General features: G+C 74.6%; 14 protein-coding genes, 1 tRNA gene and 2 pseudogenes. 7 read left to right on the top strand and 10 right to left on the bottom strand.

The features are described from left to right. The first annotated feature begins 255 nt into the window (after window positions 1-255). Complete coding sequence (locus OP86_RS38390; protein WP_234435090.1) at window positions 256-768, top strand: hypothetical protein; 513 nt, start codon at window positions 256-258, stop codon at window positions 766-768. A 138-nt stretch (window positions 769-906) separates the two neighbouring features. Then, complete coding sequence (locus OP86_RS26545) at window positions 907-1,815, top strand: spermidine synthase (RefSeq protein ID WP_030061960.1); 909 nt, start codon at window positions 907-909, stop codon at window positions 1,813-1,815. Between the two features lie 154 nt (window positions 1,816-1,969). Here OP86_RS26545 and OP86_RS26540 read toward each other — a convergent pair whose 3' ends face one another. The 5 genes and pseudogenes from OP86_RS26540 to OP86_RS26520 form a co-directional block, all read right to left on the bottom strand. After that, window positions 1,970-2,863, bottom strand: a complete 894-nt coding sequence (locus tag OP86_RS26540) for a hypothetical protein (RefSeq protein WP_030061961.1) — start codon at window positions 2,861-2,863, stop codon at window positions 1,970-1,972. 109 nt (window positions 2,864-2,972) lie between these two features. Further along, window positions 2,973-3,419: a DUF4442 domain-containing protein gene (locus OP86_RS26535; RefSeq protein WP_030061962.1), complete on the bottom strand. Its 447-nt coding sequence runs from the start codon at window positions 3,417-3,419 to the stop codon at window positions 2,973-2,975. Between the two features lie 143 nt (window positions 3,420-3,562). Further along, window positions 3,563-3,638, bottom strand: a tRNA-His gene (locus OP86_RS26530). A 176-nt stretch (window positions 3,639-3,814) separates the two neighbouring features. After that, a complete protein-coding gene (gene orn, locus OP86_RS26525) occupies window positions 3,815-4,417 on the bottom strand; it encodes an oligoribonuclease (protein WP_030061963.1) in 603 nt (200 codons plus the stop codon). Window positions 4,418-5,103: 686 nt separating this feature from the next. Continuing rightward, window positions 5,104-6,273, bottom strand: a pseudogene (locus OP86_RS26520) (helix-turn-helix domain-containing protein); the annotation flags it as partial. Window positions 6,274-6,802: 529 nt separating this feature from the next. On the opposite strand from OP86_RS26520, the gene OP86_RS36920 reads away from it, so the two are divergent. Next, window positions 6,803-7,084, top strand: coding sequence for a hypothetical protein (locus OP86_RS36920; protein WP_157849851.1), 282 nt, complete (start codon window positions 6,803-6,805; stop codon window positions 7,082-7,084). A 244-nt stretch (window positions 7,085-7,328) separates the two neighbouring features. Further along, complete coding sequence (locus tag OP86_RS26515) at window positions 7,329-8,129, top strand: GNAT family N-acetyltransferase (protein ID WP_051830700.1); 801 nt, start codon at window positions 7,329-7,331, stop codon at window positions 8,127-8,129. A gap of 124 nt (window positions 8,130-8,253) precedes the next feature. Here OP86_RS26515 and OP86_RS33975 read toward each other — a convergent pair whose 3' ends face one another. Further along, window positions 8,254-9,366, bottom strand: coding sequence for an HAD family hydrolase (locus OP86_RS33975; RefSeq protein ID WP_158707035.1), 1,113 nt, complete (start codon window positions 9,364-9,366; stop codon window positions 8,254-8,256). Window positions 9,367-10,615: 1,249 nt separating this feature from the next. On the opposite strand from OP86_RS33975, the pseudogene OP86_RS26505 reads away from it, so the two are divergent. After that, window positions 10,616-11,041 (top strand): annotated as a pseudogene (locus OP86_RS26505) (universal stress protein); the annotation flags it as partial. A 126-nt stretch (window positions 11,042-11,167) separates the two neighbouring features. Here OP86_RS26505 and OP86_RS26500 read toward each other — a convergent pair. From OP86_RS26500 to OP86_RS26485, 4 genes are all read right to left on the bottom strand, one after another. Beyond that, window positions 11,168-12,358: an acyl-CoA dehydrogenase family protein gene (locus tag OP86_RS26500; protein WP_030061969.1), complete on the bottom strand. Its 1,191-nt coding sequence runs from the start codon at window positions 12,356-12,358 to the stop codon at window positions 11,168-11,170. 181 nt (window positions 12,359-12,539) lie between these two features. After that, window positions 12,540-13,526: a hydroxymethylglutaryl-CoA lyase gene (locus tag OP86_RS26495; RefSeq protein ID WP_051830696.1), complete on the bottom strand. Its 987-nt coding sequence runs from the start codon at window positions 13,524-13,526 to the stop codon at window positions 12,540-12,542. Then, a complete protein-coding gene (locus OP86_RS26490) occupies window positions 13,523-15,826 on the bottom strand; it encodes an acetyl/propionyl/methylcrotonyl-CoA carboxylase subunit alpha (RefSeq protein ID WP_033333509.1) in 2,304 nt (767 codons plus the stop codon). Before OP86_RS26490 ends, OP86_RS26495 begins: the two co-directional genes overlap by 4 nt. 139 nt (window positions 15,827-15,965) lie before the next feature. Continuing rightward, complete coding sequence (locus OP86_RS26485) at window positions 15,966-17,675, bottom strand: carboxyl transferase domain-containing protein (RefSeq protein ID WP_030061974.1); 1,710 nt, start codon at window positions 17,673-17,675, stop codon at window positions 15,966-15,968. Between the two features lie 134 nt (window positions 17,676-17,809). Here OP86_RS26485 and OP86_RS26480 point away from each other — a divergent pair, with 134 nt between their 5' ends. Together OP86_RS26480 and OP86_RS26475 are read left to right on the top strand one after the other, a co-directional pair. After that, window positions 17,810-18,466, top strand: coding sequence for a TetR/AcrR family transcriptional regulator (locus tag OP86_RS26480; RefSeq protein WP_030260312.1), 657 nt, complete (start codon window positions 17,810-17,812; stop codon window positions 18,464-18,466). A 370-nt stretch (window positions 18,467-18,836) separates the two neighbouring features. Then, on the top strand, window positions 18,837-21,123 hold a 2,287-nt coding region (locus OP86_RS26475; protein ID WP_245231830.1), incomplete at its 3' end, for an ABC transporter ATP-binding protein.

Below are 21,123 nucleotides of genomic sequence, written 5' to 3'. Positions count from 1 at the left end.
GTACTCGGAGTCACCGGGCGGACACATTGGGTTTGTGGGGGATTTGATGACAAACTCGGGTAAAACGGGCTATGTTGCGGGATATCTGCCATGAAATGCCATGCCTTGCTGTAATGCGCCCCGTGGCCTGACGTGTCTTCGCCGCGTTCTCCTGATACGTGGAAAGCCAAGGCCGTCGCCACCGGCCCGTCCCAGTCCGGTGGCCCCTCCGGGCGGCTGTGCTTCCGGATCCGACGAGGTACAGGAGGGCCCACGATGGCCACCGGACTGCCGAAGTACCGACCCGTCCCCGGGGGAGTGCTCGCCGGCGCCGCCCCTGCCCTGCTCCCCGACCCCGCCGACGACCGGATCCCCGGCCGGGGCCCGGTGGACGGCGGCCGCGCCCCCTGCGGCGGTCCCCGGCGCGAGCGCACCGCCCCCGACGAGGGCACCCTCGTCACCGGCTGCGACACCGTGACGGTCGCCCTGCGGCACGGCCTGGAAGCCGTCGACATCCTGAGACTGCGCCGCGCCTGCGGGGCCGTGCTGCAGAGCCGCAACGGCAGCACCGTCGTCTTCCTCGTCCCGGCCGGCACCTGGGAGACCTGGCACCTGCCCGGCAGCTCCTGTACGGCGGGCGCCCTCGTCCCGGCCCCCACCGACCCCCGCTGGGTGATCCCCCCCTCCGGTGCCGGCCGCGCCGCGCGCCCCACGGACGCCTGGGTGCTCCGCTCCGCCCTCTGCGAGGCCGCCTGCACGCTCACCGCGGGCGGCCTCGGCCCGTTCTAGCGGGCGTGCCGCGCGGATCCCGCCGGGCCGGTGAGCACGGCTCGCCCCTCCGGCCGGATCCCCCCGGCACGCCCCTGACCTGTGGCTCCGCGGCTCCGACCCGCCGGGCCGTCCCGCGCGGCGGCGATAATGGCCGACATGGGACGAAGCAACAGCAGGGCCGCCCGCGGCAGCGAGACGGCGGACACCACCGGCGCGGGCGGACGCACCCACGCCCAGGGCCCGCTCACCCGCCCCGTCGGCTCCGGCCTGGCCGAACTGCGCCCCGACCGGGACCGCCCCGCCGCCTGGTCGCTGCTGATCGACGGCGCCCCGCAGTCCCTGGTCGACCTCGCCGACCCCACTCACCTCGGCTTCGAGTACCAGCGCCGGCTCGGCCACCTGATCGACCTGGTCGCCCCGCCCGGCCGCCCGCTGACCGTCCTGCACCTGGGCGGCGGCGCCCTCACCCTGGCCCGCTACGTCGCCGCCACCCGGCCGCGCTCCCGCCAGCAGGTCGCCGAGATCGACACCGCGCTCACCGAACTCGTCCGCGCCGAACTGCCGTTGGACCGCGGCTGGCAGATCAAGGTGCGTGGCGCGGACGCCCGCAGCGTGCTCGAACGCACCCCCGAGGGCACCGTCGACCTGGTCATCACCGACGTCTTCTCCGGCGCCCGCACCCCGGCCCACTGCACCACCGTCGAGTTCACCACCCTCGCCGCCCGCGCCCTCGCCCCCGGCGGCTGGTACGCCGCCAACATCGCCGACGGCGCCGCCCTGCCCTTCGCCCGCTCCCAGGTCGCCACCCTCGGCGCGGTCTTCCCGGAACTCTGCCTGATCGCCGACCCGGCCGTGCTGCGCGGCAAGCGCTTCGGCAACCTCGTGCTGGCCGCCGCCCACACCCCCCTTCCGACCGCCGACCTCACCCGCCGCGCCGCCTCCGACCCCGCCCACGCCCGGGTCGAACACGGCCGCGCCCTCACCGACTTCGCCGCCGGAGCCACCCCGGCGACGGACGCCACGGCCGCGCCCTCCCCGGAGCCGCCCCCGGGCGTCTTCCGCTGACGGGACGCCCGCCGGCACTCGCCGCCCGCCGCTCGCCGCCTGCTCCGGCCCGCCGTCGACGCCGAGCTGCACACCGAGCCGTACGCCGTGCCGTCCACCTGGTGATGGGGGCCACCCCTGGAGCCGGCCCGCTCAAAGCCCGCTCGGTGCCCGCTCAGTGCCCGCGCGGTAGTCCGCGATGCTTGCACATGGCCGCCCCGGTGAGCAGCAGCCCGGCCGCGATGGGGGCGAGGACGGCGGTCGCGGTGGCGGAGCCGTCGGCCGCGGGGGTGGCGGTGGCGGTGTCGGCGATGGCGAGCGTCTCGGGCGTCCCGTTGCCGCCGGGTGCGGTAACGGTGGCGGGGGTGGCTGCCGCGCCGTCGTGGTCGGCGGTGGCTGCGGTGGCGGTGTCGGTGGTGGCCGCCGCCTCCTGGAGCGGCGGAGCCTCCGCGGTCCCGGGCCCTGGCGGATCGGCGGAGCGGACGGTGCCGGGGTGCGTCCGGCCGGTGGCGGGCAGCCCGGCCGGCTCGCCCTCCCGGCGCGTGCGGGCCTCGGTGGGCCGGCGCTGGGCGGCGGCGGTGCCGGTCAGGCCGGAGGCGATCGCGAAGGCGTCGGGGACGGCCGCCTGCTGACCGGGCAGGGGCAGTTCGCCGGCTCGGATCCGTTCCTGCAGGGTGCCGCCGATCGCGTCGGTGGCCCCTTCGAGCGGTTCGCCGCCGACGGGCGCTCCGTGGAGCACGGGGGAGCGGTCCGGTGTCCCGGTCGCCGACTGCCCCTGGCCGAGGGGGCGTTCGGCCGACTGTCCGTCGAGGGTGGGCCCGTCGAGCGTCGACCGGTCGAGCGCGGGCGCGCCGTGCGGTGCGCGTCGGACGGCGGCCCGGGCCGGCTCCGGCAGCGGGTCGGCCGTCGCCGCGTAGGCGCCCGGGGCGCCGAGGCCCCAGAGTTGAGCGAGCAGGGCCCCGCCGGCCGCGAGGGTCCGGGGCCGGGGCAGCCACCGGGCGATCCCGCGCCGGGCTCCGCCGCCGCGGGGGGCGGGTTCCCGGCGCGTGGTCGCGTGATTGGCTCGCATGTGAGTTGAGAACGAGCGGACGGGGGGTGAGGTCACGCCGACCGTCACGGACAGTCATCGCACGGGCGGCCCCGAGGTGGTGTTCCCGGGGCCACCGGCCGTGCGGCGGTCAGGAGTTGGGGCGCAGGGTCCAGGTGACCGTCATCACACCGGTGACGGCGCCGTCGGCGCGGGTGATCTCGACGGTGACGGGGAACTCGGGGCGGCCGCCCGCGTCCAGCTCGGCGACGACCTCGGCGGCCGGGCGGCCGAGCACGGCGGTGGCGGTGACCTCGCCCATGGCGAGCTTCTTGTACGCGATCTCGGCGTTGACGGCGAGCGGCACGGCCCGGGACAGCTGCTCGCCGAAGGCGGCGAGCACGATGCAGCCGCTGGCGGACTCGGCGAGCGTGAACATCGCGCCGGCGTGCGGGCCGCCGACGTGGTTGTGGTACGCGGGCTGGTCGGGCAGCCGGAGCACGGCGCGCTCCGGGGTGGTCTCCAGGTACTCGAGCTTCAGGGTGTGCGCCATCGGCACGGTGGCGTCGAGCATCTGGCCGATCGTAGGTGTGGTCATGGCGACGATGTTACTAGCCGGTAGCTTCCGGCGGCAGGGGTCGCCCGGAGGTCGACCGGAAAAGCCGGACCACCGGCGGCAGTTGAAGGAACGCGAAAACGCCCGAGGGGCCGACCTCTTGAAGAGATCGGCCCCTCGGGCTCTGGGGTGAGTGACGGGACTCGAACCCGCGGCCACCTGGACCACAACCAGGTGCTCTACCAACTGAGCTACACCCACCATCTGTCCGGTCCGTTCCCGCTCTCGCGTTCCCGTTCCGACAGGAAGAACTCTACAGGATCCGAGAGGGTGCTCGCGCCAGGGTTCCGATCCCGCGGGCGTGGGCACCCTCGCGGACCCTACGGCGGGGTCCCGCCGACGGTCGGTGCGGAGCCGACCGAAGCGGGCCCGCCGGATCAGCCGGCCGGGGGCTGGTACTTCCCGGCGATGGCGCGCGCGGTGTCGGCGTCCGGGCCGGGCTGCGGGACGAACACGGCCTCGCGGTAGTACCGCAGTTCGTCGATGCTCTCCCGGATGTCGGCGAGCGCTCGGTGATTGCCGCCCTTCTGCGGGCTGTTGTAGTACGCCTTCGGGTACCAGCGGCGGGCCAGCTCCTTGATCGAGGAGACGTCCACGATCCGGTAGTGCAGGTGCTTCTCCAGGGCGGGCATGTCCCGGGCCAGGAAACCGCGGTCGGTGGCCACCGAGTTGCCGCACAGCGGCGTCCTCCCGGCCTCCGGCACGTGCTCGCGCACGTACGCGAGCACCCGCTCCTCGGCCTCGGCCAGGGTCACGCCCTGCTCCAGCTCCTCCAACAGGCCGGAGGCGGTGTGCATCGCGCGCACCACCTCGGGCATGTTCGCCAGCGCCTCCGCCGGCGGCCGGACGATGACGTCCACGCCCTCGCCGAGGATGTTCAGCTCGGAGTCCGTCACCAGCACCGCGACCTCGACCAGGGCGTCCCGGTCGAGGTCGAGGCCAGTCATTTCACAGTCGATCCATACCAAACGGTCATTCACGCACCTCACCCTACGGCGCGATCACGCGCCGCGGGCACCGGTGGAGCCGAGCGGGGTGCCGCAGCGGTGGCCTCGGCCTGGTGCTCCTCCGCCCCGTCGTGCGTGCCGGGGCCGTCCGGGTGCTCGCCCTCCCGGCCGGTGCGGACCGGGTGGCCCTCCCGACCGGTCCGGGCCTCGCGCGTCGTCCGGGCACCCTCGGCCGCCGCCCGGCCGCCCTGGGGACGGACCTGCGGCGCCCGCGCCTGCCGACCGCGGAGCTCGCCCGCCCCGGCCGCCGGCTGCCCGGCGGGGGACGGCATCCGTCCGGCGGCCGCGCCGTGGCCGCGTCCGGCCGCACCCGGCTCGTCCGCAGGCCGCTCGACCGCGCTGCGGTGCCCCTGGCCCTGGCCGCGCGCCCCCGGCTGGGGGAGGCCGTCCTCGGCCGCCGCGTGCTCGGCGGTGCGCGACGGACGTCCCGCTCCCGCGCCCGGACCGGCCTGCTGCGGCACCACCGGAGGCCGCACCGGACCGCGCCCCGCCGCACCCTGCTGCCCGGGGTACGACTGCTGCGCGGCCTGCTGGTGCGGGTGCGGCTGGCCCGCCCGGGGGTGGAAGGCCTGGCCGGCCGGCGCCCCGACCTGTCCCGGACCGAACCCGCCCGGCTGGCCGTGCGCTCCCGGCTGCCCGTGCCCATGCTGTCCGTGCACCGGCTGCCCGTGCGGGCCGACCGGCGTCGGAGTGCCCGGCCCGGCCGGGAACGGCTGCGCCGACTGGGCGCCGTGCGCCCCGCCGAACAGCGGCCCGCCCGCCACGCCGGCGGCGCCGGCCGCCGCGTGCGGCAGCGCACCGGGCAGCCGCAGGTCGCCGCCGTGCGCACCGGCCGCCGTGGGCGGCTGCTGCCCGGGACGCCGCGCCCGGTAGCTGGTCCGGTACGCGGCCGGGGAGACCCCGAGCTGGCGGCGGAAGTGACCGCGCAGCGCCACCGGCGAACGGAACCCGCACCGGCGTGCGACGTCGTCCACCGACAGCTCCGAGGTCTCCAGCAGCCGCTGCGCCTGGAGCACCCGCTGGGTGATCAGCCACTGCAGCGGCGCACTGCCGGTGAGCGTGCGGAACCGTCGGTCGAAGGTGCGCCGGCTCATGTAGGCGCGAGCCGCCAGCACTTCGACGTCGAACTGCTGGTTGAGGTTCTCCAGCGCCCAGGTGACCACCTCGGCCAGCGGGTCGTTGCCGATCTCCTCCGGTAAAGACTGATCGATGTACTGGGCCTGTCCTCCGCCGCCGCGGCGGCTCGGCACCACCAGGCGGCGGGCCAGCGCGTTGGCCGCCTCGGCGCCGTGGTCGCTGCGCACCACGTGCAGGCACAGGTCGATGCCGGCGGCGGTGCCGGCCGAGGTGAGCACGTCGCCGTCGTCGACGAACAGCTCGCGCGGGTCGACGTGGACCCGCGGGTAGCGCTTGGCCAGCGTCGGCGCGTACATCCAGTGGGTGGTCGCCGGGCGGCCGTCGAGCAGGCCGGCGGCGGCCAGCACGAAGGCGCCGGTGCAGAGGCCGATGATCCGGGCGCCCTCGTGGTGGGCCTTGCGCAGGGCGGTGATCGCCTCGACCGGCGGAGGCTGGGAGATCGAGCGCCAGGCCGGTACGACGATCGTGCCGGCCCGGGCCAGGGCCTCCAGACCGTACGGGGCGGAGAGGGTCAGGCCGCCGGTGGTGGCCAGCGGCCCCTCCTCACCGGCGCAGACCAGCAGGCGGTAGCGGGGCACCCCGGCGTCCTGGCGGTCCACGCCGAAGACCGAGAGCGGGATCGAGCTCTCGAAGATCGGGGCACCGCCGAAGATCAGCACCGCGACGGTCTCCCGGCGACGCCGACCGGACAGCTTGCGCGGGGCGGAGGTCGTCGCGGTGCTCGCGGAGCCGTTCGCGCCGTGGCTGCCGTGGCTGCTGTGGCCGCTGTGGCCCAGCGGGCCGTGGCCGGGGGCGGTGCCGAGCGCGAGTCCGCCGAGCGGGCCGCCGGTGGCACCCGGGGCGCCGTTCGGGCCCGGAACGCCACCGGGGTAGGCGGGGTGGCCCGCGTAGCCGGTGTAACCCGTGTAACCGGGGTAGTCGCCGCCATGGGCCGGGGCGTGGCTGACGAGGCCTCGGCTGATGGGCTGTCCGCCGACCGGCTGCCCGCCGCTGACGGGGTGTCCGCCGGTGGACTGCCCGCCTCCGTACGGCTGGGCTCCGTGGGACTGGCCTCCGTGGGGCTGGGCTCCGTGGGGCTGGCCTCCGTGCGGCGTGGCCGCGCCGTGTTCGGCGCCGCCCGGGACGGTGCCCGGGCCGGCCGTGGGGGAGTGCGCCGCGGGCGAGTGCACGGCGGGGTAGGAGGGGTGCGCGGCGGCGCCCGGGGCGCCGGAGCTGCGGGTGGTGGCGATCGCGGAGGTGCCAGCGCTTCTCGCGGATCGACCCGCGGTGCCGGCCACCGCCTGGCCGCTGTCAGGACCCGCGTCGCTCCTGCTCACCCTGCTCAAGGCGCTCAAGCCCCCTCGGTGGTGTGGTGTGGGTGGTGCGGCACTGCTAGCCAAGATCGAAATCTATCGGGTGGACCATTGCCGTTGTGACAAGTTCACCATCCGACGCTATGTCGACATGGCAATTTGGCGTGATGCATTCGATCACGAAGCGTGGCACCCGTCGACCCTTCTGTGAAGAGGGCCGAGGCAACGGTGGCTGGTTGTCGCAGGGCCGTTCACGGAGCGTTCGGCCCCCGTGTGCCCGGTGGGCGGGTCTGGGCTGCGGATTTGCCCAAGCGGGAGGGAGCGGTGCGAAATTGACCGAAAATCGTCGGTGCACGGGAGGGCGCACAGAAGCCTGATGTGCGCCTCCCAGGCTTCATCCGGCCAAGCCTGACGCGGCGGAACCGGCATTCGGGCCGCCGGGTTACGGTCCTGCCGTGAATGCCGACAGCCGGCTCGAACGGGCCAACGACAACGCCGCCGCCTTCTGGCTCAGCCAAGCCCGCGTCCACGGTTGGCGGTTCCGCGCCGGCCCGGGGCTGACGGCAGTCCGCTGCGCCCGCACCCCGGATGACGCGCACCGGTTCGTGGTGACCCGCCCCTACGCCGAACCAGGCCTGGTGGAGCGGGAGTTGGATGGCCTTCTGAGCGAGTGGTCGACCATCCGCTTCACGCTGGAGGACCCGTACGGAGGGCTCGACCTCACCCGCCTCGGAGCCGCCCGGCTGCCGATCATGCCGGTGATGGTCCGGGACCCCGGCCCGGTCGAGGGCGTGACGAACGCCCTGCCCGCGGTCTCGGAAGCCGCCGGGGGCGGCATCCTGACGGTCGATGAGGCCCGGGACGGCGACGGCCTCGCACAGGTCGAACGGGCGATCGTGGAGGGCTTCCCGCTGCCCGCCCGACAGCCCTGGGTCCGCGGCGCGGCCCTCCCGGGGCAGCTGCTGCGCGAGCCCGGCTGGCGGGCTTGGCTCGGCCGCGCCGACGGCGCCGTGGCCGGCGCCTGCCTCACCTACGACGACGGCCGGGCCACCGGCGTGTACTGGGTCGTGACCCTGCCCGACCAGCGCGGCCGGGGGGTGGCCCGCGTCGTCCTGCAGACCGCCCTGGCCCACGCACACCCGGACCGCCCGGCCACCCTGGTCGCCACCACGCTCGGCGAACCGCTCTACCGCAAGCTCGGATTCACCGAGCAGGCTCGAACCTGCTGGTGGAGCCGCACCTCGGCACAGGCCTGACCGGCAGGGATGACCAGCGGGGAGGACTCGGCAGGGCTGTCCGGCAGGGATGACCCGGCCGGGCTGTCCGGAGGGCGCGCGGGCCGGCCCGGCAGGGCGTGCTTCGGGTGCTTTGCTACGGCGGCTACTGGGCGGCGGCGACCGCGGCGGCGACCGCGGGGGCGGCAGCCGTGACGGCCGTCGGCAGGGCGGGTGCCGCGGCGAAGGCGGTCCGGGCGGGCGTGCGGTCCTCCGTGAGCGGCTCCGGCGTGGCGCCGGCCCCCGTGCCGACGGCCGCACCGGTGCCGGAGACCGCTCGGGAGACCGCTCCGGAGCCGGTGCGGACGTCGGCGATCACGGCAAACCCGCCGGATCGGTTTCGGACACCGGAGTCGGCTCCCGGCCCCGACCCGCCGCCCGCCCTGGCGTTCGCCCCAGCGCCCCCGGGAACGGGCGCACTCGGACTCTCCGGGGCGGATGTTGACGCACGCGCGCCGGACCGCGCGCCGAGCAGCGCCGCCGCCCGTACCGGAACCCCGGCGGCCTGCCGCCGACCCGATCCGGCGGTCCGGACCCCCGGCCGGGGCGAGGGCGCGTTGCGTGCCGCGAGCACCTGGCCGACGGCCTCGGGCAGACCGGCCGCCTTCAGCGTCGGCCGGTAGCCGCTCTCCGCCCACGGCCGACCGTGGTGCAGCCAGACGCTGCGCAGCCCGGCCAGCTCGGCGCCGGCGATGTCGGCGGGCGCGTGGTCCCCGATCATCCAGGTGTGCGCGGCCCATTCCCCGGTGGGCGCGATGCCGCACCGCTGGGCGGCTATCTCGAAGATCAGCGGGTCCGGCTTGACGCAGTCGGCCTCCTCGGAGATGACCCAGCCGTCGACCATCGGCCCCAGCCCGGTCCGCCGGATCTTCTCCAACTGCGGCCGGGTGCCCCCGTTGCTGACGATCCCGAGCGTCCACCCGGCCGCCCGCGCCACCCGCAGCGCCTCGATGTGCCGCGGCGGGCAGTGGATGTGGGAGTTGATGCCGCGTCGGTAGTGGGCGAGCAGGAACTCGGTGGAGCCGTCCAGGCCGTAGCGGCGCCGGACCGCGGACAGTACGGTGCTGCGCGGCACGTAGCCGCCGCCGTCGATGGTGACGAACCAGTCGACGTCGCCGGGCGGGAGGTCGCGTTCGGACAGGAAGTCCTGTGCCCAGGCCCGGAAGGCGGCGTCCCGGGGGAGCAGCGTGTTGTCGAGGTCGAACAGGAGCAGGGGCATGCCGAGCATGGTGCCAGCGCCCGCGCCTATGCATCTGGCAAATGCCAGAGCGCGACCCGAAGCCGTACGAAGTGGCTGAAACGGGCTCCGGCAGCTGACGTACGGCACCAGCACCGGGTGGCCCCAGGAGGGGCTGCCGGGGCAGCAGGGAGTAACGGTTCGCGACGTGTCGCAACGGATCGTCGCCGATCCATGACAGTCCGGTCACGGTGTCCCGGGGGCCTGTTGCGCCGCCCGGTCCGCTCAGTCAAGCTCCAGGGAACCTCCTCTCCGGAGGGGGCGTGACCGCCTGCGGGCAGGGCGCACTGCCACGGCGGGCGCATCCCCCTTTCGCGGGAACAACGTCGCTCCGGGGCTCCGCCGCTGGGCTGGGCCCCACGCCCGTCGTACTCTGAAAGGAACAGGTCCATACGGTGCTGCGCGGCTCAGACCGACGTCATCCCGTGGGCGGGCCTGCTGCCCGGGCAGCGTTGTCCTCTCCTGTCGGCCCCTCTCCATCGAAGAGCCGTGAGCCATGGCTGGTTTTGAGCCTCCCCGACCGGTCGAACCGGACGCGCCCCGCAGCGCGGGCGCAGGGACCGGGGGAGACGGAGTCCGTACGAACCCAGGCCCGGCCGACGGGCACGCTTCCGGGCGCGCCGACGGCCCTGTGGGCGCGCCCGGCGACAGCCCTGCGGACGGACGTGCGGACAGCCACCCGGACCGTCACGCCGACCGGACCGACGGTGCCCGCGTTCCCGACCGCACCGCCGAGCCCGCCGACGGGTGCACCAGCAGGCACCCCGACAGGCACGGCGACCAGCGCGCCGACGGGCACGGCGACCAGCGCGCCGACGGGCACGGCGACCAGCGCGCCGACGGGCACGGCGACCAGCGCGCCGACGGGCACGCGGACCCGCGCGCCGAGGCCGCGGGCCGCATCCCGGCCGGCCGGACCGGCCATGAGCAGCGAGCCGATGCCGCCGAGGCGGCCCGGCCTGCGGAGCCGGGCCTGGACCCGGACCCCGGAAACGACGGCCCGCAGAGCCTCGCGCGCGCTCTGCGCGGCCTCGCTCGCCGCGGCAACCTCTCCCGCCGCGACCGCCCGGGGCCCCGTGAGCGGCGCGGCGAGCCCCCGGCCGGCCCTGCGAGGCCTCCGGTGACGGGCCGCCTGGGCCCGGGCGCCGAGCGGCCGGAGACTGCCTCGGGCGCGGCCGACGCGTTCGGGAACGTCGAGCCGTCCTCGCAGGAGGCGCCCGCGTCTTTCCTCGACCCGGTGTTCCAGCACGGCGTGGTGGTCGGCTTCGACGGCTCGCTGTCGAGCGAGCGCGCCCTCGCCTACGCGGTCGGCATGGCGCGCCGATCGCAGTGCGGTCTGGTGATCGTGCACGTCGCCAACCGCCTGCCCGCCACGGTCTGGGCGGGCTGCGAGCCTCCCGTCTTCGTCGACCTCCCCGACCACCGGACCGAGGTCCTCGGCCTGGAGCTCGCGTGTGCGGACTTCCTCGCCGGGGTGCCGTGGATCCTGGTCGAGCGCGGCGGCGACATCTGCCACGAGATCGAGGAGGTCGGCCGTGAGTACGCCGCCGACGCGATCGTCGTCGGCACGACGCACGGCCTGCTCGGCAAGATCTTCGGCTCGGTCTCCGGGCGGCTGGCGCGGCGGGCCAACCGCCCGGTGATCGTGATCCCCTGACGGTCCGTCGGGACTCTTCCCCGGGCGTCTCCTCCTGGTGCCTCCTCCACCGTGGGCCGCTCCCCGGTGCCGGTCGTGAAGCTCAACACCGGTCGTGGAGCGGGGCGTTGCCCCGGTGGGCTCGGCTCAGGACGTGACGCCGAGCTCCCGGGCGATGAGCATGCGCTGGACCTCCGACGTGCCCTCCCCGATTTCCAGGATCTTGCTGTCGCGCCAGAAGCGGGCGACCGGGAATTCGTTCATGAAGCCGTACCCGCCGTGGATCTGGGTCGCCTCGCGGGCGTTGTCGACGGCGGCCTCCGACGAGTACAGCTTCGCGATCGCGGCCTCCTTCTTGAACGGTTCACCGTGCAGCATCCGGGAGGCGGCGTCCCGCCAGGCCAGGCGGGAGGTGTGGGCGCGCAGCTCCATGTCGGCAAGCTTGAACTGGATGGCCTGGTTGGCGCCGATCGGCCGGCCGAAGGCCCGGCGCTCGCCGGCGTACTTCACGGATTCGTCGACGCAGCCCTGGGCCAGGCCGGTGGCCAGGGCCGCGATCGCGATGCGGCCCTCGTCGAGGATCCGCAGGAACTGGGCGTAGCCTCGGCCACGCTCGCCCAGCAGGTTGGCCGCGGGAACGCGGCAGTCGGTAAAGGACAGTTCGCGGGTGTCGGATGCGTTCCACCCGACCTTCGAGTACTTCTTCGATACCTGGAACCCCGGGGTCCCGGTGGGCACGATGATGGAGGAGATTTCCCGGGTGGGCGAGCGGAATTCGCCTTCTTCACTCGAACGAGCGATCGGTTCGGTGAGCGCGGTGACGGTGACCAGACCGGTGATGTCGGTGCCGGAGTTGGTGATGAAGCATTTGGTCCCGTTGATGACCCACTCGTCGGTGGCCTCGTCGTACCGCGCGGTGGTGCGGGTGGCCCCGGCGTCCGAGCCGCCCTCCGGCTCGGTGAGGCCGAAGGCGCCGAGGAGTTCGCCCGAGGTCAGCCGGGGCAGCCACTCGCGCTTCTGCTCCTCCGTGCCGAAGCGGTGGATCGGCATCGCGCCGAGCGAGACGGCGGCCTCCAGGGTGATCGCCACCGAGGAGTCGACGCGGGCGAGTTCCTCCAGGACGAGGCCGAGGGCGAGGTAGTCGCCGCCCATGCCGCCGTACTCCTCCGGGAAGGGCAGGCCGAAGAGCCCCATCCGTCCCATCTCGCGGACGATCTCGTAGGGGAACTCCTCCCGCTCGTAGAACTCGCCGATCTTCGGCGCCACCACGTCCTGGGCGAACTCGGCGACGGTGCGCCGCAGTTCCTCGTACTCGCTGCTGAGTCGGTGGTCGAGCATGGTGATCCTCCTGGTGCCCGGCCGGGGTGGCCGCGGGCGTGAGCGGGATGACCGGCGTCCGTCTGACGGTGTGACGGTCGTACGGTGTGGTCGAGGGATGAATGCGATGGGATGAACGTGGTGCCTGGCGCCGACCGGACCGAAAGGGGCGCGGCCGGCGCCGGGGCCGGCGCGGGGCGGGTCAGCCCCGGGTGGTGCCGAGCAGGGCCTGGACGGTGCGGGAGGGGCTCGGGCGGCCGAGGCGCTCGGCCATCCAGCCGCTGGTCGCGACCAGCGCGCGCAGGTCGACGCCGGTGCGGATGCCGAGGCCGTGCAGCATCCAGACCAGGTCCTCGGTGGCGAGGTTGCCGGTGGCGCTCTTCGCGTACGGGCAGCCGCCCAGGCCGCCCGCCGAGGCGTCCACCGTGGTGACGCCCTCGCGCAGCGCAGCCAGGGTGTTGCTGAGCGCCTGCCCATAGGTGTCGTGGAAGTGCACGGCGAGCCGGTCGGCCGGCACCCCGGCCGAGGCGAAGCCCGCCAGCAGGGCGCCGACCTGGCCCGGGGTGGCCACCCCGATGGTGTCGCCGAGGCTCAGCTCCGAGCAGCCCATCTCCAGCAGTCGCACGCCGTACCGGACCACCTGGGGGACCGGGACGGGCCCCTCCCACGGGTCGCCGAAGCACATCGAGAGATAGCCGCGGACCGCGATCCCGGCTTCGGCGGCCCGCGTCACGACCGGGCGGAACATCGCCATGGCCTCGTCCGCCGAGCGGTTGAGGTTGCGTCGGGCGAAGGTCTCGGTGGCACTGGCGAAGACCGCGATGTCGGTGGCGCGGTGGGCGAGCGCGCGGTCCAGGCCGCGCTCGTTGGGCACCAGCACCGGCAGCCGCAGGCCCGGGTGGCGCTCGGGCAGGTCGGCGAGCCTGGGCATCAGTTCCTCGGCGTCGGCCAGCTGCGGTACCCATTTCGGGTGAACGAAGCTGGTGGCCTCGACGGTGCGCAGGCCCGCGGCCGCGAGCCGGGCGATGAACTCGGCCTTGACCTCGACCGGCACCAGGGAACTCTCGTTCTGCAGTCCGTCGCGCGGCCCGACCTCGTGGATCCGGACCTCCTCGGGCAGGCCGGGGGCGCGGACGGGGTCGGGCAGGCCCAGGTCGAGCGCGTCGGGCTCGCGGGCGGGGGCGGTCACGACCGCACCTGCGCGGGCTCGGCGGGAGCGGCGGTCGGCTCGGCCGCGGACTCCCCGGCCGGGGGTTCCCCGGCCGCGGCCTCCTCCGCCGGGGTGACCACGACCAGCAGGTCCTCCATCGCGACGGTGGCGCCCGCGGCGACCCGCAGTTCGGCCACCACGCCGTCGTGCGGCGCGGCGATCACGTGTTCCATCTTCATGGCCTCCAGCACGAGCAGGGGCTGGCCCTTGCGGACGGTCTCGCCCGCCGTGGTCTTGACGACCGTGACGGTGCCGGGCATCGGGGCGGTCAGGGCGCCGTGGTGCGCGCCGGCCCCGGCGGCGCTCTCGACGGCCGGGTCGTAGCCGTGCAGGGGCCAGGCGTCGCCCTCGACGCCGAGCCAGGTCACCGGGCCGGCGGCGAGGCCGGGGGTGGCGTCGGTGGCCAGCGAGAACGTGGTCTGCAGGCCGTCGACGGTCAGGTGCAGCCGGTCGCCCGCCAGGGTCGCGCGGGCGCGGTGCGCCGGTCCGCCGTCGAGCCGGAGCTCCACCTCGCGGGTGGGCCCGGCGGGATTGTCAGTGGCATCGGCTACGTTGCCCGCAGTGATCGAACGGATGCGCACCGAGACCGGGTCCTGGCCGGGGGTACGGAGTCGGTGGGTGGTCCAGGCGGGGGTGCCGCCCAGGCGCCAGCCGGAGGGAAGGGAGAAGGGGTCGGTCCAGTCGCCGGGGGCGGCGGCCGGAGTGAGGTCCAGGTGCCGTGCCAGCGCGGCCGCGTAGTAGAGGAGGTGGGAGGGCGACGGCGATTCGGTCGCCGGGTCGGTTCCGTTCCCGGGGTGGGCGGGCGTCGCGGTCCCGGCCGGGGCGGTCGCGTTGGCGGGGGAGTACGGCGTGGTGAGCAGGGCCGGCTGCTGCTGGGCCGTCTGCTCCACCAGGCCGGTGTCCAGTCGGCCGGCGACGACCTCGGGGTGTGCGAGGAGCCGGCGCAGGAAGCCGGTGTTGGTGGTGACGCCCAGGATGCGGGTGTCGGCCAGCGCGGCGCGGAGCCGGCGCAGCGCGGTCGGGCGGTCGGGCCCGTACGCGATGACCTTGGCGAGCATGGGGTCGTAGGCGCTGGTGACGACGGTTCCGGGGGCGACTCCGGAGTCGACACGGATGCCCTCGCCCCGGGGCTCGTCCAGGGTGAGGATGCGGCCGCCGGTGGGCAGGAAGTCCCGTTCCGGGTCCTCGGCGCAGATGCGGGCCTCGATGGCGTGGCCCAGGAAGGAGATGTCGGACTGGGTGAAGGTGAGTGGTTCGCCGGCGGCGACGCGCACCTGCCACTCGACCAGGTCGAGCCGGGCCGAGTCGGCGCCGACGGCGACGGCGAGCTCGGTGACGGGGTGTTCCACCTGGAGACGGGTGTTCATCTCCATGAAGAAGAAGTCCCGCACCCCCTCGGCGGTGAAGGGGGCGTCCGGGTCGATGCCGGGGACGATGAACTCCACGGTGCCGGCCCCGGTGTAGCCGCAGGACTCCGCGGCACGGACGGCCGCAGCGCCCATCGCGGCGCGGGTCTCGGCATTGAGGAGAACGGAGGGAGCCTCTTCGATCAGTTTCTGGTGGCGGCGTTGGAGGCTGCACTCGCGCTCGCCGAGGTGGACGGTGGTGCCGTGGGCGTCGGCCAGCACCTGCACCTCGATGTGGCGCGGCCGGTCGACCCAGCGCTCCAGCAGCAGGGTGTCGTCGCCGAAGGCGGTGCGGGCTACGCGGCGGGCGGCGGCGATCTCGGTGGGCAGCTCGGCCCGGTCCCGCACGAGGCGCATGCCCTTGCCGCCGCCGCCGGCGGACGGCTTGAGCAGGACGGGGTAGCCGATCTCGTCGGCGGCGGCGACGAGTTCCTCGTCGGTGGGCGCGGTGGCCTGGCTGCCGGGCACCACCGGGACGCCGGCGGCCCGGACGGCCTCCTTGGCGTTGATCTTGTCACCCATCAACTCGACCGCACCGGGAGGTGGTCCGATGAAGACGAGGCCCGCGTCGGCGCAGGCGCGGGCGAAGCCGGGGTTCTCGGCGAGGAAGCCGTAGCCGGGGTGGACGGCCTGGGCGCCGGTGCGGCGGGCGGCGGCGAGGATCTGGTCGGTCCGCAGGTAGGTCTCGGCCGCCGAGCTGTCACTGCGGTCGGCCGGGCCGAGCCGGACCGCGACGTCGGCCTCGCGGACGTGCGGAGCATCGGCGTCCGCGTCGCTGAACACGGCGACCGAGCGGACGCCGAGGCGCCGCAGGGTGCGGATCACCCGGAGGGCGATCTCGCCGCGGTTGGCGACCAGAACTGTGTCGAACATGGGAGGCGTTCCTCCGGGTCGAGGGGAGCCGTACGAAGGAGGTGGCGGTGGGTGGTCGGCGCCGGCCCGGGGCCGGACCGGCGCCGCGGGTGTCACACCCGGAAGGGAGGGGTCACGGCGCGGGAGCGACGGGGCGGTGTCACATGCGGAAGACGCCGTACGGCGCGGGCGGCGCCAGCGGGGCGTTGGCGCAGGCGGTGAGGGCGAGACCGACGGCGGTGCGGGTGTCCATCGGGTCGATCACACCGTCGTCCCAGAGCCGGGCGGTGGCGTAGTAGGCGTTGCCCTGGCGCTCGTACTGCTCGCGGACGGGACGCTTGAACTCCTCCTCCGCGTCGGCCGGCCACTGCTCGCCGTGCGCCTCCAACTGGTCGCGGCGGACGGTGGCGAGGACGGACGCCGCCTGCTCGCCGCCCATCACGGAGATCTTGGCGCCCGGCCACATCCACAGGAAGCGGGGCGAGTAGGCCCGGCCGCACATCGAGTAGTTGCCGGCACCGTACGAGCCGCCGATCACCACCGTCAGCTTCGGGACGCGGGTGCAGGCGACGGCGTTGACCATCTTGGCGCCGTGCTTGGCGATGCCGCCCGCCTCGTACTGACGGCCGACCATGAACCCGGTGATGTTCTGCAGGAAGAGGAGGGGGATGCCGCGCTGGTCGCACAACTCGATGAAGTGGGCGCCCTTGAGGGCCGACTCGGAGAACAGCACGCCGTTGTTGGCGACGATGCCGACGGGGTGGCCGTGGATCCGGGCGAATCCGGTGACCAGGGTCGCGCCGTACTCGGCCTTGAACTCGGCGAAGCGGCTGCCGTCCACCAGCCGGGCGATCACCTCGCGCACGTCGTAGGGCGTGCGCGGGTCGACCGGGACGGCCCCGTACAGGCCCGCCGGGTCCACGGCGGGCGGCTCGACCGGGGTGAGCGGCCAGGGCTTGGCCGCGCGCGGGCCGAGCCCGGCGACGATCGTGCGGACGATCGAGAGGGCGTGGGCGTCGTCCTCGGCCAGGTGGTCCGTCACGCCGGAGGTGCGGGAGTGCAGGTCGCCGCCGCCCAGCTCCTCGGCGGTGACCACCTCGCCGGTGGCGGCCTTCACCAGCGGCGGCCCGCCCAGGAAGATCGTTCCCTGGTTGCGGACGATCACGGCCTGGTCGCTCATCGCCGGGACGTACGCGCCGCCGGCCGTGCAGGAACCGAGCACGGCGGCGATCTGCGGGATGCCCGCGGCGGAGAGCCTGGCCTGGTTGTAGAAGATCCGGCCGAAGTGGTCGCGGTCCGGGAAGACCTCGTCCTGCATCGGGAGGAAGGCGCCGCCGGAATCCACCAGGTAGATGCAGGGCAGCCGGTTCTCCAGCGCGACCTCCTGGGCGCGCAGGTGCTTCTTCACCGTCATCGGGTAGTAGGTGCCGCCCTTGACGGTGGCGTCGTTGGCGACGACCACCACCTCGCGTCCGGCGACCCGGCCGATGCCGGCGATCACACCGGCCGCGGGCGCCGCCCCGTCGTACATCCCGTCGGCGGCCAGCGGGGCCAGCTCCAGGAACGGCGAGGCCGGGTCGAGCAGGGTGTCCACCCGGTCGCGGGGGAGGAGCTTGCCGCGTGAGGTGTGCCGGGCGCGGGCCTTGGCGCCACCGCCCAGCGCGGCCGCGTCGAGCTTCGCCCGCAGTTCGGCGACCAGCGCCCGGTGCGCCTCGGTGTTGGCGAGGTAGGCCGCCGAGCCCGGGTCGGCGGAGGTGCCGAGCCGGGGCGCCGGTGCGGCGGCTCCGGGCGGTACGGGGCCGGCCGCCGCGGCGCCGTTCGCTGCGCTGAGCCGAACGCCGGTTGGTGTGCCGGCGGTTGAGATGACCATTCCCAAGAGCTCCCTTGCCCTCGGCACCGAGTGGGCGGCCAGGTACGGTGCGCCCATGGAATCCCACGTTAATTAACGTTAACTTACGCCGCCCAGGTTAACGGCCGATAACCCGACTGTCTACGATGGGCAGCATGCCGAACGTCCCCACAGCCTCCGCGCTCCCACGCCGCGACCAGATCCGCCGGGAGGCAGCGCGGCTGTTCGCCGCCCGCGGCTTCCTCGGCGTCGGTGTGGACGAGATCGGCAAGGCCGTCGGGATCAGCGGCCCCGGGCTCTACCGCCATTTCGCCGGCAAGGACGCGATGCTCGCCGACCTGCTGATCGGCATCAGCGAGCGCCTGCTGGAGGAGGGGCGCCGCCGGGCGGGCGGTGGCGACGGGCCGGTCGCGGCGCTGGACGCGCTGATCGGCGGCCACGTCGACTTCGCCCTGAACGACCGCGACCTGATCACCCTGCACGACCGCGAGCTGCTGAACCTCAAGGAGGAGGACCGCCGCACCGTCCGCCGGCTCCAGCGCGGTTACGTCGAGCTGTGGGTGGAGGTGGTGCGGCAGGCCTACCCGCCGCTGGCCGATCCCGCCGCCGAGCCGGTGGCCCGGGCCACCGTGCACGCCGTCTTCGGCCTGATCAACTCGACCCCGCACAGCCTCGGCTCGAACCCCGGCCAGGGCGAGCGCTCGGGGCTTCAGCGCGACGGCATGGCCACGCTCCTCCACACCCTCGCGCACGGGGCGTTCGCCGCTGCCGCGAACGCGGCGTCCGCGGGTTCGGCCTCCACGGGCGCCTGAGTTCGGCCTGATCCCGCTCGCACGCCTGCCTGATCCCGCCCGCACGAACACCCGATACCGCTCGCTCGCGCACCCGATCCCGCCCGGCTGCCCGGGGCGATCGCCCCGCCCGGAGGCCTAGGCCCAAAGGACGGCGCCCGCCCACCCCCGGTCGCTGGGCGTTCGACGGGTCGTCGGCGACCCTGGAGGCGGGCGGCGGTCGACCGGTGCCGCGCGGGGGTGCGGTGGTTCGATCGGGAATCACCGCAGGCCGCACGCTGTTGGCCAGTCCGCCGGACCGGACGATCCGGGTCGTCCCGGCCCGCCCCGAACCCATCGGGGCCGGAAACGCCGTGGCGGCCACCCGACGAAATGGTTAGCATCCCTAAATATGCCTGAGACTCACGGATCCACGGTGGAGCAATCCCCGAGCGGCCCACCGGCCCCCGGCTCGACTCCGGCAGCCGAGCACACGGCAGCCGAGCACACGGCGGCCGAGCACACGGCGGCCAAGCACACGGAGGCCGAACGCGCGGCTGCCCAGCACACGGCTGCCCAGCACACGGCTGCCGAGCACACGGCTGCCGAGCACACGGCTGCCGAGCACACCGCCGGCGGTCCCGCCGAGCCCGCAGGGTGGCTGCGCCGCCTGGTCGGTTACAGCTGGCGGTCCCGCCGGAGCCTGCTGTTCGCATTCGGCGCCTCGCTCCTCGGCATGGCCGTCACCGCGCTGGTGCCGCTGGTCACCAAGCTGATCATCGACGACGTGATCATCGCCCACACCCGCTCGCTGACCCCCTGGGCGGTGGTGCTGCTGCTGGCCGCCGTCGTGGTCTTCGGCTGCACCCAGGTCCGTCGCTACTACGGCGGTCAGCTGGCCCTCGACGTCCAGCACGACATGCGCAGCGACCTGTTCCGCTCGCTCGGCCGGCTCGACGGCCACCGCCAGGACCGGCTGGACACCGGCCAGGTGGTCGGGCGTGCGACCTCCGACCTCCAGCTGGTCAACGGTCTGCTCTCGATGCTGCCGATGATGACCGGCTACCTGCTGATGTTCGTCATGTCGCTGGTCGTGATGGTCTGGCTGTCTCCGCCGCTCACCCTGGTCGCGCTGGTCATGGCCCCTGCGCTGTGGTGGGTTTCGGTGCTCAGCCGCAAGCGCCTGTTCCCGGCCACCTGGGCCGCCCAGCAGGAGGCGGCCGCAGTCGCGGGCGTGGTGGACGGCGCGATCGGCGGCGTCCGGGTGGTCAAGGGCTTCGGCCAGGAGGCCCAGGAACGGGGCAAGCTGGAGCGGGCCTCCCACGACCTGTTCGCCGCCCGGCTCCGGTCGATCCGGCTCAACGCCCGCTACAACCCGGCGATGCAGGCGATTCCGGCCCTGGCCCAGGTTGCCGTCCTGGCCTTCGGCGGCTGGCTGGCCGTCGACGGCCGGGTCACGCTCGGGACCTTCGTCGCCTTCTCCACCTACGTCGCGCAGATGACCGGCCCGGTGCGGATGCTGACCATGGTCATCACGGTCGGCCAGCAGGCCCGGGCGGGCGTGGAACGCGTCCTGCAGCTGGTCGACGAGCGCCCGCTGGTCCAGGAGCGCCAGGACGCGCGCACCCTGGACCTCGACCTCCCGTGCGACGACGCCGGGAAGGGCGCCACCCCGCCGGGCAGCACCGCCGAGGAAGCCGGCCCGTACGGCAGCACCGTCGGCCCCCGGGCCCTGGACGTCGCCCTGGAGTTCGACCGGGTCGAGTTCCGCTATGACCCCGAGCACCCCGCCCCCGTCCTGCACGGCCTGAGCCTGAGGCTGGCCCCCGGTGAGACGCTCGCCCTGGTCGGGGCCTCCGGCTCCGGCAAGTCGACGGTGGCCCAGCTGGTGCCCCGCTTCTACGACCCGGCCGCCGGCACCGTCCGCCTCTACGGTCACGACCTGCGCGACCTCACCCTGGACTCGGTCCGGGCGGCGGTCGGCATCGTCCCCGAGGAAAGCTTCCTCTTCTCCGAGTCGGTCCGCACCAACATCGCCTACGGCCGTCCGGACGCCACCGACGAGCAGATCGTCGCCGCCGCCCGCGCCGCGCAGGCCGACGAGTTCGTCCGCGCCCTCCCGGACGGCTACGAGACCAAGGTCGGCGAGCAGGGCCTGACCCTCTCCGGCGGGCAGCGCCAGCGCATCGCCCTGGCCCGGGCGATCCTCACCGACCCCCGGATCCTGCTGCTCGACGACGCCACCTCGGCGGTGGACCCGCAGGTCGAGGCGGAGATCCACGACGCGCTGCGCTCGGTGATGACCGGCCGTACCACGCTGCTGATCGCCCACCGCCGTTCGACGCTCCAGCTCGCCGACCGGATCGCCGTCCTGGAGCGCGGACGCCTGCTGGACATCGGGACGCACGAGGAACTCGAAGCCCGATGTCCCCAGTACCGGGCCCTGATCACCGACCCCGAGGCGGGACGCACCGCCCCGCACCCGGAGCCCGGGACGCCGGCCGAGGCGGACGCCGAACCCCAGGCAGGACCCCACGCCGAACCCCAGGCCGAGCCGCAGTCCGCCCCGTCCGCCGGGCCGACGCCGGAATCCGGAGCCCCCACAGCCGGAGCCCCCACGGCCGACGTCCCCACCCCCGACCTCCCCACCCTGTCTCTTATACACATCTCCGAGCCCACGAGACAGGCAGAAAAATCGT

This window comes from Streptomyces novaecaesareae, from assembly GCF_000716875.1.
Taxonomy (GTDB): Bacteria; Actinomycetota; Actinomycetes; order Streptomycetales; family Streptomycetaceae; genus Kitasatospora; species Kitasatospora novaecaesareae.
Note: the sequence above shows the minus strand (reverse complement) of the source record. Positions and strands in the feature narration are given on the sequence as shown.